The following is a 14,524-nucleotide window of genomic DNA, read 5'->3' as shown; positions in this document are numbered from 1 at the left end:
CGAACAGGACAACACATGGAACAGCTTAATCCAAAATTTGGTGACTACGGTGGCATGTATGTGCCTGAGTTGCTGATCCCCGCGCTGGAACAACTCGAACAGGAGTTCATAAAAGCGCAGAAAGATCCCGACTTTAAAGACGAGTTTATGGCATTGCTGAAAGATTACGCCGGCCGGCCCACAGCAATGACATTAACGCGTAATCTGGTGAGCAATCCCAAAGTAAAACTTTACCTAAAACGTGAAGATTTACTTCACGGCGGGGCACACAAAACCAACCAGGTACTGGGACAGGCTCTGCTAACAAAACGTATGGGCAAGACCGAAGTGATTGCAGAAACCGGCGCAGGTCAACATGGCGTCGCGACGGCTCTTGCCTGCGCGCTACTCGGCCTGAAAGCACGTATTTACATGGGTGCTAAAGACGTAGAACGCCAGGCACCTAACGTTTTCCGTATGCGCCTGATGGGTGCAGAGGTGATCCCGGTGACGGCGGGTTCGGGCACACTGAAAGATGCCGTAAACGAAGCGCTGCGTGACTGGTCTGCGAATTATGATACTGCCCACTATTTGCTGGGAACTGCTGCAGGTCCTCACCCCTTCCCCACTATTGTGCGCGAATATCACCGTATGATTGGTGAAGAAACCCGCGAACAAATTATGGAAAAAGAAGGCCGTCTGCCAGATGCGGTGGTGGCCTGCGTCGGCGGTGGCTCCAATGCCATTGGCATGTTTGCTGACTTTATTGATGAGCCTTCGGTTCGCCTGGTGGGTGTCGAGCCTGCCGGTAAAGGGGTACACACCAAAGAACATGGCGCTACCATCTGTACCGGCACCAAAGGCATTCTGCACGGTGCACTGACTTACATCATGCAGGACGAAGAGGGCCAGATTGAAGAGAGTTACTCTGTGTCTGCCGGTCTGGATTATCCGGCTGTCGGCCCACAGCACGCTCATCTTGCAGACATTGGCCGCGCCGAATATGTGGCATGTACCGACGAAGAAGCACTGAATGCCTTCCAGCTATTGGCACGTAAAGAGGGGATCATTCCGGCGCTGGAGTCTTCCCATGCGCTGGCCCATGCATTAAACATGGCGGATGAAGCCGAGGAAGAAACCATTATTGTGGTGAACCTGTCAGGCCGGGGCGATAAAGACCTGGCTCACGTAACCAAGATCCTGGGAGAAAATGTCGATGGATAGATACGCCGCTATGTTTGAGCGCCTGCAGAAAGAAAATGCAGGCGGGTTTGTGCCCTTTGTCATGATTGGCGATCCGGATATCGAGACCTCCGAAAGAATCATTTGTCAGTTGATCGAGTCGGGGGCGGATGCGCTGGAACTGGGGATCCCGTATTCAGATCCGGTTGCTGATGGCCCTACTATTCAGGCTGCCGCCCTGCGCGCACTGGGCAGTAAAGTGACACCGGGCGCCTGTCTTGAGATGCTCTCACGCGTCAGAGATAAATACAGTGATATTCCCATCGGATTGTTGCTCTACAGCAACCTGGTGTACTCGCGCGGCATCGAAAATTTCTATCGAAAAGCCGCCGATGCCGGTGTCGACTCTGTGCTGGTAGCGGATGTGCCATTACGTGAGGCGGATCCATACATCGCTGCGGCAAAAGCGGTGGGCATGAGTCAAATCCTGATTGCACCACCCAATGCCTCTGACACCACCTTAAAGCGTATTGGAGAGCATTCAGAGGGTTATACATATCTGCTTGGTCGTGCGGGCGTAACCGGTACAGAAACCGCCGCGAAGGTGCCAGCCAGTGACCTTATTAATAAGTTACGCGAGTATCAGTGTGCGCCACCGCTGTTGGGCTTTGGCATATCTACGCCTGAACAGGTAAAATCCGCCATCACCGCAGGTGCAGCAGGCGCGATTTCAGGTTCAGCAACGGTGAATATCATTGCCGAAAACCTTGATGACGAGCCGGCCATGTTGCGCGAGCTGGACAGCTTTGTGCGCAGCATGAAAGCGGCAACAGTGAAGGACTAACCCATGTACTACATGATATGCGCGACCGACGTTCCTGACTCGCTGGAAAAGCGCCTGGCTGCCCGCCCGGATCATCTGGCACGCCTGGAGGCACTGAAAAGTGAAGGACGTTTGTTGATCGCTGGGCCGTTCCCGGCCATCGATAGCCCGGATCCTGGCCCGGCTGGCTTTACCGGCTCGCTGGTAGTGGCGGAGTTTGACTCGCTGGAACAAGCGACATCATGGGCTGATGCGGACCCGTACATTGCAGCGGGCGTGTATCAGGATGTGGTGGTGAAACCCTACAAGAAGGTGTTGCCCTGACAGCAGCACACTGAGCGGGGACGTCGCCGAGAGTCGGCCCCACTGTCCTTTCAACGTCTTCGATAAAAGTACGGGTCGGAAAATCCCCCAACCTCCTTGTCACAGACACGACAAAGCCGCCATCACTGGCGGCTTTGTTATTTTTCACCATGCCAACTTCTCACTTTCTCATTGAGAAAACGGTTTTTTCCCTGCGGTGTCTAAAAAGGCTTTTACAAGTTAACCTTATCGTGATCGCCCATCTCTTCCGGGTCGACCTTCTTCCCTGTCATCAGTTTGAACATCCCTTTAAAACTGGCGTCCACATCCCATATTTCCGCATCGTCCAGTTTAAAGCGCAGCATCATCATTGACGGATCTTCACGACCCTTGTCATACCAGGCTGCTACTTGTTTAGACCAGTATTTATCGATAATCTCTTCACGGGTTTCTTCCACTAACGTACCGCGAATACAAGCGAAAACATTATGGCCTTTGGCTGCAAAGTGCACCATCGCTTTGCCACCTTGCGCAATCCGGTTATCTTTAGTGGTGTAAAACCAGAATTCGCTGTCGGCGTCTTTATCCAGTTGTGCGTGCATGGGTTCTGCATGGTCGTCGTTAGCAGTCAGGCTCACCAGTACATTCGGGCTGTCTGCCATGGCTTTCCACATTGTCGTTCTGATATCTGAAGACATAAAATGAATCTCCCTTTTGTCAATGACTGCCAGTCCTTACGGCTGACACTGTAAATTTGATCTTAATTGCAGCGGTATAAACTGCCTGATATGAACGGTGCAGCAGCTATGCCACAACGTGCAGCTGTCCTCTCAATTCAAATTCGCCGCGGGGTACAAGCAACATCGGGGTAGCCGTTTACGCTGTAGCGTGTCCACGAAAGAGTAATCCGTACACAGCAAATGGCAGAATTACAGAAGCCGTTGTTTGTTTTAGAATTATCATGGGCATGAGCAAAAAGCTTAGGTAGTATGGGAAGATACAGAGCCGTTGAGTAAGGTCTGATTCAGCAAAGGTTCAGACGACCAGTTTACTCTTATGTCATATAATTACACACAGAAGTACACCTGCATCAGCAAGTGATTGCTGTGGTTATGTGAGCAGTGAAAGGTATTGTCAAAGAATGAAGCAATGGTGGTTAACAATCCTGATGGTGATCACGCTGGGCTTAGGCCCGGCGAGTGATGCTTTTGCCCGCCAGGATCGCAATGACAATGCCGTTGAAAGCAAGGCTCAGGCTGCAGAAAAAGCCCGCAAGGAAGTAAATGGTCGCGTGTTACGGGTTGACCAAACGCGCTCTGCATACCGGGTAAAAGTGCTTAAGAAGTCCGGCCGCGTGGTATCTGTAGATGTGGATAAGCGCTCGGGCCAGGTTAAACCTTCAGATCAAAGGAACTCAGATCGGTAATGCGTATTTTAATTGCCGAGGACGACAGCCGTCTTCTCACCCAACTCGATACTCTGATGCAACACAATGGTTACAGTGTGGACCTGGCTGATAATGGCGAACATGCCCTGTTTTTGCTGACGGAACACGCTTACGACTTAGCCATTGTTGATATCGGCTTACCCAAGCTTGATGGTTTTGATGTAATCCGTCGGGCAAGACAGTCAGACGTTCGCTGTCCGGTGCTTATTCTGACGGCCCGTGATCGCTGGCAGGAAAAGGTAGAAGGACTGGATGCAGGCGCCGATGATTATTTAACGAAGCCATTTCATAACGAAGAACTGCTGGCACGGGTGAAGGCACTGATACGTCGGGCATCTGGCCAGGCCAACCCAGTGGTTCAGTTTGGTCCTCTGGCGCTGGATACCGTCAGCGAGGAAATACGTGTTCACGATAAGGCACTGGATTTAACCGCATACGAATATAAAGTAATGGAATACCTGATGCTGAATCCGCAAAAGGTGATCTCCAAAACTGAACTGACTGAACATATTTATGATCAGGATTTCGATCTGGACAGCAACGTGATTGAGGTGTTCGTCGGCAGACTTCGCAAGAAAATTGACCCCGATGGCAGTATGAAACCCATCGAAACGCTGCGTGGCCGGGGTTACAGGATAAACCGCGATCTATGAAGGGTCTTTCCCTTCGCTTACGTAACATTCTGGTGGCGGTGATTGCACTGGGCCTGTTCATACCTGCTACTGTGCTGACGCTGGACAAAGCTTACACCACCAGCCTGACACAGGCGAAGCTTGACGAAATGAAGCTGATGAGCCTGGCACTGGTGTCCGCTTTCGAGCTTGACGGTGATATTCCCTATATGCCTGAGCTGTTATATGAAGAACAGCTGAATTTACCTGACTCCGGGTACGTGGGAATGATCGCCTTTCGCGGCAAAGTGGTCTGGCAATCGGCCTCAGCACTTAACATTACAATTACCACACCGCCTCCGGCACCGGAAGTGGGAAAAGAGCGTTTTTCGGAAGATTATCGCGCCAAGTTCGACGACGACAATCGCTATTTCGCTTACGCCTTTACCGCTGAATTCGCCTCCTCTACCGACTTTGAACCAGTACGTTTTTATATTTTTAATGATAAGCAGGAATTCAATGCCGAACGCCGGGCGTTTGTTGATACGGTGTGGCAGTGGATGTTGCTGCTTTCTGTTGGCCTGCTGGTACTGATTGTTTTGGGGATAAACCTGGTGCTGGCACCGGTGAGAAAGCTGATTGACGAAATTCACCTTACCGCCCGCGGCGAACAGAAGCAGCTTAGCGCCAATTACCCCAAAGAGTTTGACGGTCTTAAGCAATCAATCAACCACCTACTTCAGGCTGAAGCGGAACAGCGCGCCCGCTATAAAAACAGTCTGGGCGATCTTGCGCACAGTCTGAAAACGCCCCTGGCTGTCGCTACCGGCTCGAGCCCCTTACCCGAGCAGGCAAAAGAAGCGTTAGGCCAGATTGACCAGCTTATCCAGCGGCAATTGAAACGCGCCTCTGCGGGCAAAACGGGATGGCAATCTGCCGTACCGGTAGCGCCGGTTGTAGAAAAACTGTTCTCAGCCATGGAGAAAGTCCATCACGACAAACAGCTCTCCTACACCCTGCAAGCCGATGAAAACTGCAAATTTGTCGGCGATAATACCGACCTTATGGAACTGTTTGGGAATCTCATAGATAACGCCAGCAAGGCAGCGAAAACCGGTGTATGGGTTACTGTAAGCCTTGAAGGCCAATGGCTGACAATACTGATTGATGACGATGGCCCCGGCATACCGCAGGAACAAAAAGACCGCCTGCTCCTTCGTGGTGAAAGGCTTGATGCCTATACCGAAGGACAAGGCATAGGCATGGCAGTTGTGACCGATCTGGTTGCCATTTATGAAGGCCAGCTATCCATTCAGGACGCCCCGCAGGGTGGCGCCCGTATTCAGGTCAGGTTTCCGCAATAAACGCGCTGCTTTCCGGTGCTTACAGATTGACTGCACTACCGTAACAGTGCATCGGCGCTGTCTTGAAAAGCAAATCCCGTTTTACACGACTTTACCTGGCGGCTTTTCGTCACCGGCACTCGATAGCAAAACCGCAAGCCATTTACTCTCTTCACGGGATTCCAGCGCAATTTTCACGACCATCGTTAGCGGCACTGATAACAACATGCCGACGGTACCCAGTAACCAGCCCCAGAAAATCAACGATAGAAATACCACCAGTGTAGACAGGCCCATGCCCCGCCCCATCAGGCGTGGCTCCACCATGTTACCCATAATGGTATTTACCAACAGGAAGCCAAGGGCGGCAAGGCCAGCCGACGCGGCACCGTACTGCACAAACGCGATGAGCACGGCCGGCACAGCTGAGATAATCGAACCGATATTTGGGATGTAGTTCAGCATAAATGCAAGCACCGCCCACAGCATGAAATGATCAATATCCATGATCCATAGCCACACGCCGATAATTAACCCTGTTGCCAAACTGACAACGGTTTTAATCGCCAGATAACTGTTCACAGATCGAATGAAGCGGTCAATGTGCTGGAGTTTCATACCCGGATCTGCCAGCGCAATATGCAAACGACGAGGAATACTGTCGGCCTCAAACAGCATAAAAATTACCGTCAGCAAAATCAGAAACATGTTAGACAGTACGCCGCCCATACCGCTGATGAAATTGGTGGCCACCGACATTGCCACTCCCGGATCAAAATGCGATGTCACCAGTTCGCGGTTAATATGAATGTTGTAGTTCGCCAGTTGATTCACTACCCATGTGAATTCGGTATCAAGCTGTTGCCGGTATTGCGGAAGATTTTCACGAAACTCCGTCATCGACTGACCTACCAGGCCTGCAAGAAGAAAACCAAATACCACAATTAACAGTATTACCAGAGTAACAGAAAATATTTTCGGGATGCCTTTGCGCGTGCACCAGTTGATTATCGGACTGCACGCAATTGCGATAAAGACAGATAAGAAAAAAGGCACCATAATCGCGCTGGCGGCTTTGATCCCTGCCAGTACGACAACAAGACTGGCAAGAACAATTAAAATTTTGGCTGTTGGGGAGCGCAGTTCCATCATAGTTTTATGCTACATTCCTGACTGTGACGATTGCCACTTTACCCCGTGACACAAACAACTACAAACACGAGAGAGATCATGACGTTAAATCAGGCCACGATTCGAATAAAAAACCTGCGCCTTCGTACTTATATTGGGATTAACGAAGATGAAATTCGTAATAAACAGGATGTTGTCGTCAACGTCAAAATACATTACGACGCCGAACCCGCGACCAACTCTGATGACATGGAAGATGCCCTGAATTACAAAACCATTACCAAAGCCATCATTCGCCTGGTAGAAGACAATCGTTTTTCGTTACTGGAAAAACTGACCGCCGATGTATTGGCTATCGCTGCTGATCACAGTTCTGTGAGCTATGCTGAAGTCGAGGTAGACAAGCCACATGCGCTGCGCTTCTCTGACTCGGTATCGCTCACACTCTCGTGCAATAAATAATAACGGAGTTGGTATGAAGCTACTTTTGACCGGAGGCACGGGGCTGGTTGGTCGCAATGTGATCACATCCCTGCCTGACGCTGATATCACAGTGTTAACCCGCGACACAGAATCCGCTGCAAAAGTGCTTCCTGACCGCGTGACGCTGGTTTCTGCGCTGTCAGAAATTCCTGACTTTTCGATTTTTGACGGGGTGATTAATCTGGCGGGCGAGCCTATTGCCGACAAGCGCTGGACGCCACTTCAGAAGCAACGCATTTGTCAGAGTCGCTGGGATATCACCGCCCAGCTTGTGAGTAGAATCAATGCCTGCGACGCCCCACCCTCGGTGTTTTTGTCCGGCTCTGCCATCGGCTATTACGGCAGGCAGGGCGACAAGATTGTCACCGAAGCCTCCCATCAGGTACACGATGAGTTTACTCATCAGGTGTGCGCAAAATGGGAGAATCTGGCCGGTGGCGTGAAAAAAGAGGAAACCCGGGTTTGTCTGCTTCGCACTGGTGTGGTGCTGACAGAAGAAGGCGGGGCACTACCTAAAATGGCGCTACCTTTTAAATTCGGGGTTGGCGGAAAGATCGGCGACGGCAAACAATATTTGTCGTGGATCCATATTGACGACATGGTTCAGGCAATACTCTTTTTGCTGAACGATCCTGATGCCAGTGGCGCATACAATCTCACGGCACCGGAGCCGCTAACTAACGCCGAATTTTCGGCTACGCTGGCCAGCACACTCCACCGCCCTAACCTTTTTTTTGTGCCAGCATTCGTAATGAAGCTGGTTTTAGGCGAAGCCGCCGACATGATATTAACCGGCCAGCGTGTGTTGCCGGATAAGCTGACAAGAGCCGGATTCCGGTTTACTTACCCCACGCTGAGCCTTGCACTTAAACAGATTTACCTAAGTTAGTCTCCACGTTATGGCTGTGACGTCACCGTAGTAACAGTCGTTGCGCCAGAGCGGGCCAGCTTCCGGTTATGATTGCAATGGCGTTGACGAACAACCCTGCTTACTGTCTCGATGGGCAGGAACATGGCCTGCTCTACAAACTCACTCTGGCCATGGAGGAGAATATGCACGCGCGATTTTCTGAGCCACGAAAGCGTTTTTTTATTATCAGGTTAAGCTAACACGCAGTGACGACCGTAAGGCTGCTACATCGCACATTTGTAGTTAACCGCTTAATCCAACAACCCTAACTCAATGGCCTTTAACACCGCGCGGGTGCGGTCCCGCACTGCCAGTTTAGCCAGAATCGCAGACACCTGATTTTTTACAGTTCCGACCGATTTAAACATAGCACTGGCAATTTCCTGATTGGATAACCCGGCAGCCATTAGTCGCAATACTTCTTTTTCTTTGTCGGAAATTGGCTCAATGAGTACGTCATTGGCATCAATAGGCGCCTGACGAGACAGTCCTTTCATCAGCGTTTCGGTCAGCGCAGGCTGGATCAGGCTACCACCGCTTGCCAGCTCTTCAATAGCAGTAACCAGCGTTTCCAGCGATACGTCTTTTAAGAGGTAACCTTTCGCACCGGCCTTGAGTGTATCCAGTACGGTATCATGATCGTCAAAGGTGGTAAGCATCAGCACCGGTATCTGGCAACCAGCCTCTGATAAGGCTTTCAGGGTGCGAATGCCATCCATTACCGGCATACGAATATCCAGCAACAGAACATCCGGTTGCAGCGTGTTGATACGTTCAAGCACCTCTGCTCCATTTGCCGCCTGTCCAACCACAGTCACGTTTTCTGAAAGCGACAACAGACTCTCAATGCCCTGTCGAACCAGCGCCTGATCGTCTGCCAGCATAACCTTAATCATTCCGTTTCCTTAGGCAGCGAAATATGAGTGTTCAACCCAGACGCCGTGGCAGTCAATGTCATTGAACCGCCAAGTGTCAGGATCCTCTCTCGCATTCCGGTAAGACCATTTCCGGGCACCGGTGGACTGATGTCCTTTCCGTTGTCAGTCATTGACAGCACGATGTCATTCTCATCCGCTGACAACGAAATTGTCAGGCTCGTGGCGTTACTGTGCCGCATGACGTTGGTTAGGGTTTCCTGAACCGCCCTCACCACGGTATCCGCCTGCTCGACGGTTAACTCCGGAACCGCTGACAACTCTAACGTTACCGCGGTTTCGGGGACATTTGCAGTGAGAGTTTCCAGTGCACTTTTAATATCAATCCCTTCATGAGCGCGAATTTCAGACACCGCTTCACGCACATCACTTAGCAACAATTTCGCTATCTGATGGCAATTACTGACTTTGTGCTTTAAGTCACCCTCCAACTGACGCTCAACGACCTGCAAATGGATGGTCAGGGCTGTCAGGTGATGTCCTAACAAGTCATGAATATTACGCGCTATTCGGGTACGCTCTGCATCTTTAGCAGCAGACTCCAGCAATACCTGAGTTGCCATTAGTTCCCGGTTCAGCGCCTGCGCTTTGGCGTTAGCCTGCTCTTCTTTTAGGCGACTATTGACCATCACCAGTGCAAACAAATTAAAGGTCCAGAACAGAATCGCTGTCAGCCATGCGCCCTGCTGATGCCATATAAAGTCCTGGGTGATCCATAGCGGCGCTGACCAGAATACCGATAGCAAAATAGCCTTTCTGAACGCCATAAAGTAAATGATTTGCCCTGACCAAATGGTCATGAGAATGCCGTTATACGAAAACGGCAGACACACATATACCCCAATAACGGCGGCAAGCTGCATGAACAGAAGTAGCGCTCTGGCAGCGCGATCATGCCTGTAAGGTTTTTCTCTGATTGCGGCAAGAAAGCCCGCAATGAATACCAGATAGCAGACCAGAGCTACATTCCATTGAACCGTGCTAACGGAAGTAAAGTTAAAAGCCAGTGCCAATGCGCTTCCCGCGACAAGAAGCCAGGTAAAAATGGCGGAAATTGTCTCGGTGCCAATGGTATCCAGCCACGTTTTACAGGCCTGTTGCATAGCGGTCTCTGCTCCTAATCGTAAAGCTCATCCTGAAAGAAAACAGTATGTTACGCAATAGGTCAAAAGTCATGTTTTCACTCATGACTTTGTGCACTTACCGCCTTTACAAAGACAAGTGACAATAACCTTCACATTTCGTGCTGAGGATAACGTCATGACACTTTTACCTGATCCTGTTTTATCGTTTTACCAATTGATGGTGTGGCTGCACATCGCTGTTGGCACTATTACGCTGGTCCTTTTCTGGTTGCCGCTGCGTTTCCCCAAAGGCAGTCCTGCCCACAAACGCAGTGGCCGCTATTATGCAAACAGTATGTACTTTGTCGCAGGCAGCGGTCTGCTGCTGGCAGTCATGGTTTTAGTTGACCCAATGTATTTTAAAGCCAGCCTGTATCGTCCTGATGGTAACGATGAAGCCACAACGTCCGCGATCCGCCAGTTCTGGTCATTTTTACTCTTTTTGTGCATTCTGATTCTGACCAATGTCAGTCACGCTATGGCAGTATTGCGGGTCAAAAATAACATACAGAAAATGCGCAATATCAGATACCTTGCTTACCCGATAATGCTGTTCGTCAGCTCTGCCTGGGTCCTTTATATGGGTATTAAAAACACACATATGCTGTATCTGGCATTTTCCGGCATCGGCTTATTCTCATCCGTAGACACTGTTCGCTACTGCCTGCGAAGCGCAATTACGCGCGACGACTGGATGGCTGCGCATATTGGCAATATCTGCGGCTCCGGTATTGGCGTTTACACGGCATTTTTTGCCTTTGGCGGCCGTAGTTTATTTTCCGATCTTGGACAATGGCAACTGGTGTTCTGGATAGCGCCGGCAATTATCGGAACGTTCCTGATATCTAAAACCATAAAGCGGTACACAACCCCATCCCGCCCTAAGACTGCGACAAATTGATGGTGACTGGATTCAATAAACTTTCAGGAGCCGTGGCAAACCGCAGTGCCACGGCTCCACGATATCCTGAAACAAACTCGCCCTTTGTGCTACAGACCATGCGAAAATCATTCTGTCATCACCTCGTCACTTATATTGTGATTAAGAACAATATACGATAGTAAAGTGACGCTTATCAGATCCTGTTTTCTGCAAGGAGTTAGCTGCTGACAACGTTTACAGGCAAGCGCTTCCGGTTTGTACCGAATAACCCGGCTACACTTCTCTCGTGCTTAAAAGTGGCGATACCGCAATTGTATTTACCTACCCGGTCAGTCTTTGGCAAATGCTGTCAAGTGCGTTACCTTCAGATATTTCACCCACCGTATCGACATCAACAGCTGAATTGCAGTAACCCCCAAGTTGATTCTCCAAGGAAGTCACGTATGGGATTGCGATACCACTTGTTCATTCGCTTGACGTGTCTGGGTGGAATTTACGCTACCTGTATTGCGCTCTTACCACCACAATCAAACTATTTCTGCAGGTTTCCGTACTATCACTGTGGATGTTTCATGTCGTGCTTCGAAAATGCGAATCAAAGCCGTATCTAAAGGAAATGGTGTAACGGTGATAGTAAAAAACACATTGTGATAGAGAATCAGGCAAAAGCACCCTACGCAAAGAATGTAGCGTACTTCCTGTTTTGTCAGATAAACAGATTGCGCCAGATTATGACGTCTCTACATTACGTTATGCTCTGTTTCAAGGGCGTAGTGATGGCTGCGTCTCATTCTTATCACGTCTGCAGATTATTCTCATCATGTGCTATCCCTCTGAAAAATGTCCCACTTGACCTCATTATCAATTTAATTTTTGTAGAAAAAGGCAAAAACAAAAGAGGATCAGGCATGCATTCAACGAATGTTGCTTTTATTCTTACCCCCATAGTGAAACGGGTGTAATTCGCCCACAACAGTAAACGAGGATGATTTATGAAGACTGTAGGTTACGCCGCACATTCATCAGACGCACACATGGTTCCTTATCACTTCGAGCGCCGGGATTTGCGTGACAACGACGTCGCTATCGAAATTCTTTACAGTGGCGTATGCCATTCAGACCTTCATACTGTTAACGGTGATTGGGGCGAACAGCCTTATCCACTGGTACCTGGTCATGAAATCGTGGGCCGGGTGATGAATGTTGGTCCTGATGTTAAGAAATATAAGGTAGGACAGCATGTTGCCGTCGGTTGTATGGTAGACAGCTGTCAGGAGTGTGACCAGTGTCACAACCATGAAGAACAATTCTGTCGTAACGGGATGACGCCCACTTACGGTGCACCGGACCGTATAAGCGGAGAAACCACCCAAGGTGGCTATTCTAAACATATTGTTGTGCGCGAAGAGTTTGTTCTGGATGTCCCTGAGGCGTTAGATCTTGCTCGCGTTGCTCCCATTCTGTGTGCAGGGATCACGACCTTTTCACCGCTTCGTCACTGGAATGTCAAAAAAGGCAGTCGCGTGGGCGTGGTTGGACTTGGCGGCCTGGGCCACATGGGGGTGAAACTGGCTGTGGCGATGGGAGCAGAGGTGACGGTACTAAGTCGCTCAGACAAAAAGTCTCAGGAAGCTAAAAATCTTGGTGCCAAGGGTGTACTGGTTTCCACAGATGACGACGCCATGGAAGAGGCTGCAGGCTCATTTGATGTCATTCTGGATACAGTACCAGTGAAACATGACATTAATATCTATACGCCTCTGTTGGATGTGAATGGCTCACTCATCATCGTTGGTCAGATAGGACCGCTGGAAGAGCCTGTTACCGCACCATTAGTGCTGGGACGGAGAAGTGTTGCGGGCTCGTTGATTGGCGGCATCAAAGAAACGCAGGAAGTACTGAATTTCTGTGCCGAACATAATATTCACCCTGAATGCAAAATGATTCGTGCAGACGAAGTCAATAGCGCGTTTGAGCATCTGGCGCAGGGCGACGTGGCACATCGGTTCGTTATTGATATGTCGACACTGAGCGTCGAGGAATAAGTCCGGATCCTGATTATAATGACTGTCTGCACATGATGTGACTGTTAGCAATGTATTGCAGCAGTCTTAAGGGGCAGCAATAAAATGTCACGTCTTCACGTAACATGCCCTTTTATAATCCGCCGGAAGCATTAAACTTTACGCTGATACTGGTCGCGAGTGAACGGGAACCGGGCTTCATGGTTCTGTCGTTCGCCGGGCCAAAAATCGATGGCAAATAACACCATTCTATCTCCTGCTAACATCAACAATATTGCAAACTGTATGAAAAGATGTCCCGGTGGCCATGTATCGGATAGCAGAGCCTGACGACGTCATGAGGTGTCTTTCACTATGACCAAGGTAGTTAACTTTCACAGTCAGAACGAACCAATGGTTTCTCCGGCAGAGGAGGACTTGCGGGAGCTCACGCGGTTACTGGCAAAATATGCGCCGCACGACGGAGGCTTTGATCTGGCTGAATGTTCACTTCACGTTGTCCGTTCATCTGTCATGTATACCGAGCAAACGTATACGTTGTCCCAGCCGAGTATTTGTATTGTGCCGCAAGGCGCAAAACACGTAACGCTGGCGCAGGACAGTTTCGAATATGATCAGAAAAGGATGGTAGTGTATGCCGCTGAAGTTCCTATTCATGTAAGAGTAACGAAAGCGTCTGCCGATGAGCCTTATTATTGCCTTGTGATCCCCATTAACCCGAAGGCGCTAAACCATCTGGTACTAAAAGTCTTTCCGAATGGTGTCCCAAAGTGTGAAAAAACCCGCGCGATTTACGTTGGCGAGTCTAACGCCAGGCTAGTAAACGCTGCCCGCCGTATGATGGAAATAATCGAACAACAGGAAGATACAGACTTACTTGTGCCTCATGTTATTGATGAAATTCTGTTACGGCTATTACGAAGCGAGGTGGGTCCCGCTGTCGCAAAAATTGGAGTTACAGACTCTAAGATTGAGAAAGTGTCTAACGCGATAAGCTGGATAAAGGCGCATTTTGCTGAAACGATAAAAATAGAGGATCTGGCGAAACACGCCGGTATGAGCACCTCATCTTTTCATATACATTTCAAAGACGTCACGCAGCTCAGTCCACTGCAATTTCAAAAGATTCTGCGTTTACAGAAAGCCAGAGAATTACTGCGTAGTAACCTTCTGGATGTCACCAGTGTAGCATTTCAGGTCGGCTACGCGAGCGCCTCGCAGTTTAGCCGTGAATACACAAGAGAATTCGGCGTTTCTCCCTCTAAAGAAACCCCCTGATGAGAGTCTAAGGTTCCTATCAGGTAAAAAACACGTATTTGACCAGACAAGTCGCCACAGACAAGCCC

15 protein-coding genes are annotated in these 14,524 nt (G+C 49.6%); 11 read left to right on the top strand and 4 right to left on the bottom strand.

Annotated features, from left to right (window positions below; genetic code table 11):
• Positions 1–15: 15 nt before the first annotated feature.
• The 3 genes from trpB to ACLBLI_RS07135 are packed head-to-tail and all read left to right on the top strand — an operon-like array spanning position 16 to position 2,308.
• On the top strand, positions 16–1,203 hold the full coding sequence (gene trpB, locus ACLBLI_RS07145; RefSeq protein WP_414830413.1) for a tryptophan synthase subunit beta: 1,188 nt from the start codon (positions 16–18) through the stop codon (positions 1,201–1,203).
• Positions 1,196–2,005 (top strand): tryptophan synthase subunit alpha, encoded by an 810-nt coding sequence (trpA, locus tag ACLBLI_RS07140; RefSeq protein WP_414830412.1) that lies wholly within the window; start codon positions 1,196–1,198, stop codon positions 2,003–2,005. The genes trpB and trpA overlap by 8 nt, the downstream gene beginning before the upstream one ends.
• A gap of 3 nt (positions 2,006–2,008) precedes the next feature.
• A complete protein-coding gene (locus ACLBLI_RS07135; RefSeq protein WP_414830411.1) occupies positions 2,009–2,308 on the top strand; it encodes a YciI family protein in 300 nt (99 codons plus the stop codon).
• 212 nt (positions 2,309–2,520) lie between these two features.
• Here ACLBLI_RS07135 and ACLBLI_RS07130 read toward each other — a convergent pair whose 3' ends face one another.
• Positions 2,521–2,985, bottom strand: a complete 465-nt coding sequence (locus tag ACLBLI_RS07130; RefSeq protein ID WP_414830410.1) for a pyridoxamine 5'-phosphate oxidase family protein — start codon at positions 2,983–2,985, stop codon at positions 2,521–2,523.
• A gap of 443 nt (positions 2,986–3,428) precedes the next feature.
• On the opposite strand from ACLBLI_RS07130, the gene ACLBLI_RS07125 reads away from it, so the two are divergent.
• From ACLBLI_RS07125 to ACLBLI_RS07115, 3 genes are read left to right on the top strand one after another with little or no spacing between them, the layout of a single operon-like run.
• Complete coding sequence (locus ACLBLI_RS07125) at positions 3,429–3,713, top strand: PepSY domain-containing protein (protein WP_414830409.1); 285 nt, start codon at positions 3,429–3,431, stop codon at positions 3,711–3,713.
• The gene (locus ACLBLI_RS07120; RefSeq protein ID WP_414830408.1) at positions 3,713–4,387 is read left to right on the top strand and encodes a response regulator transcription factor; all 675 of its coding nucleotides are present in this window, start codon (positions 3,713–3,715) and stop codon (positions 4,385–4,387) included. Before ACLBLI_RS07125 ends, ACLBLI_RS07120 begins: the two co-directional genes overlap by 1 nt.
• Entirely contained in the window at positions 4,384–5,709 is a 1,326-nt protein-coding gene (locus ACLBLI_RS07115; protein WP_414830407.1) for an ATP-binding protein, read from the top strand. Before ACLBLI_RS07120 ends, ACLBLI_RS07115 begins: the two co-directional genes overlap by 4 nt.
• 81 nt (positions 5,710–5,790) lie before the next feature.
• Here the strand turns inward: ACLBLI_RS07115 and ACLBLI_RS07110 are convergent, their stop codons facing one another.
• On the bottom strand, positions 5,791–6,837 hold the full coding sequence (locus ACLBLI_RS07110; RefSeq protein ID WP_414830929.1) for an AI-2E family transporter: 1,047 nt from the start codon (positions 6,835–6,837) through the stop codon (positions 5,791–5,793).
• Between the two features lie 81 nt (positions 6,838–6,918).
• Between ACLBLI_RS07110 and folX the strand changes: the two genes are divergently transcribed.
• Both folX and ACLBLI_RS07100 read left to right on the top strand, forming a co-directional pair.
• A complete protein-coding gene (folX, locus tag ACLBLI_RS07105) occupies positions 6,919–7,281 on the top strand; it encodes a dihydroneopterin triphosphate 2'-epimerase (protein WP_218312264.1) in 363 nt (120 codons plus the stop codon).
• A gap of 13 nt (positions 7,282–7,294) precedes the next feature.
• Complete coding sequence (locus tag ACLBLI_RS07100) at positions 7,295–8,191, top strand: TIGR01777 family oxidoreductase (protein ID WP_414830406.1); 897 nt, start codon at positions 7,295–7,297, stop codon at positions 8,189–8,191.
• A 272-nt stretch (positions 8,192–8,463) separates the two neighbouring features.
• Here ACLBLI_RS07100 and ACLBLI_RS07095 read toward each other — a convergent pair whose 3' ends face one another.
• The gene (locus tag ACLBLI_RS07095) at positions 8,464–9,108 is read right to left on the bottom strand and encodes a response regulator (RefSeq protein ID WP_414830405.1); all 645 of its coding nucleotides are present in this window, start codon (positions 9,106–9,108) and stop codon (positions 8,464–8,466) included.
• The gene (locus ACLBLI_RS07090) at positions 9,105–10,250 is read right to left on the bottom strand and encodes a sensor histidine kinase (RefSeq protein WP_414830404.1); all 1,146 of its coding nucleotides are present in this window, start codon (positions 10,248–10,250) and stop codon (positions 9,105–9,107) included. The genes ACLBLI_RS07095 and ACLBLI_RS07090 overlap by 4 nt, the downstream gene beginning before the upstream one ends.
• Positions 10,251–10,407: 157 nt before the next feature.
• Between ACLBLI_RS07090 and ACLBLI_RS07085 the strand changes: the two genes are divergently transcribed.
• The 3 genes from ACLBLI_RS07085 to ACLBLI_RS07075 all read left to right on the top strand — a co-directional run bounded on the left by ACLBLI_RS07085 (position 10,408) and on the right by ACLBLI_RS07075 (position 14,456).
• On the top strand, positions 10,408–11,172 hold the full coding sequence (locus ACLBLI_RS07085) for a hypothetical protein (RefSeq protein ID WP_414830403.1): 765 nt from the start codon (positions 10,408–10,410) through the stop codon (positions 11,170–11,172).
• Positions 11,173–12,146: 974 nt separating this feature from the next.
• Positions 12,147–13,199 carry an NAD(P)-dependent alcohol dehydrogenase gene (locus ACLBLI_RS07080; protein WP_414830402.1) on the top strand — a complete coding sequence of 351 codons (1,053 nt, stop codon included), beginning with the start codon at positions 12,147–12,149 and terminating at the stop codon, positions 13,197–13,199.
• A gap of 333 nt (positions 13,200–13,532) precedes the next feature.
• A complete protein-coding gene (locus ACLBLI_RS07075; protein WP_414830401.1) occupies positions 13,533–14,456 on the top strand; it encodes an AraC family transcriptional regulator N-terminal domain-containing protein in 924 nt (307 codons plus the stop codon).
• The last annotated feature ends 68 nt before the right edge of the window (positions 14,457–14,524 follow it).

The organism is Alteromonas sp. H39 (assembly GCF_047556435.1).
In the GTDB taxonomy this organism is placed as follows: Bacteria; Pseudomonadota; Gammaproteobacteria; order Enterobacterales; family Alteromonadaceae; genus Alteromonas.
This window is presented reverse-complemented; position numbering and strand designations above follow the sequence as displayed.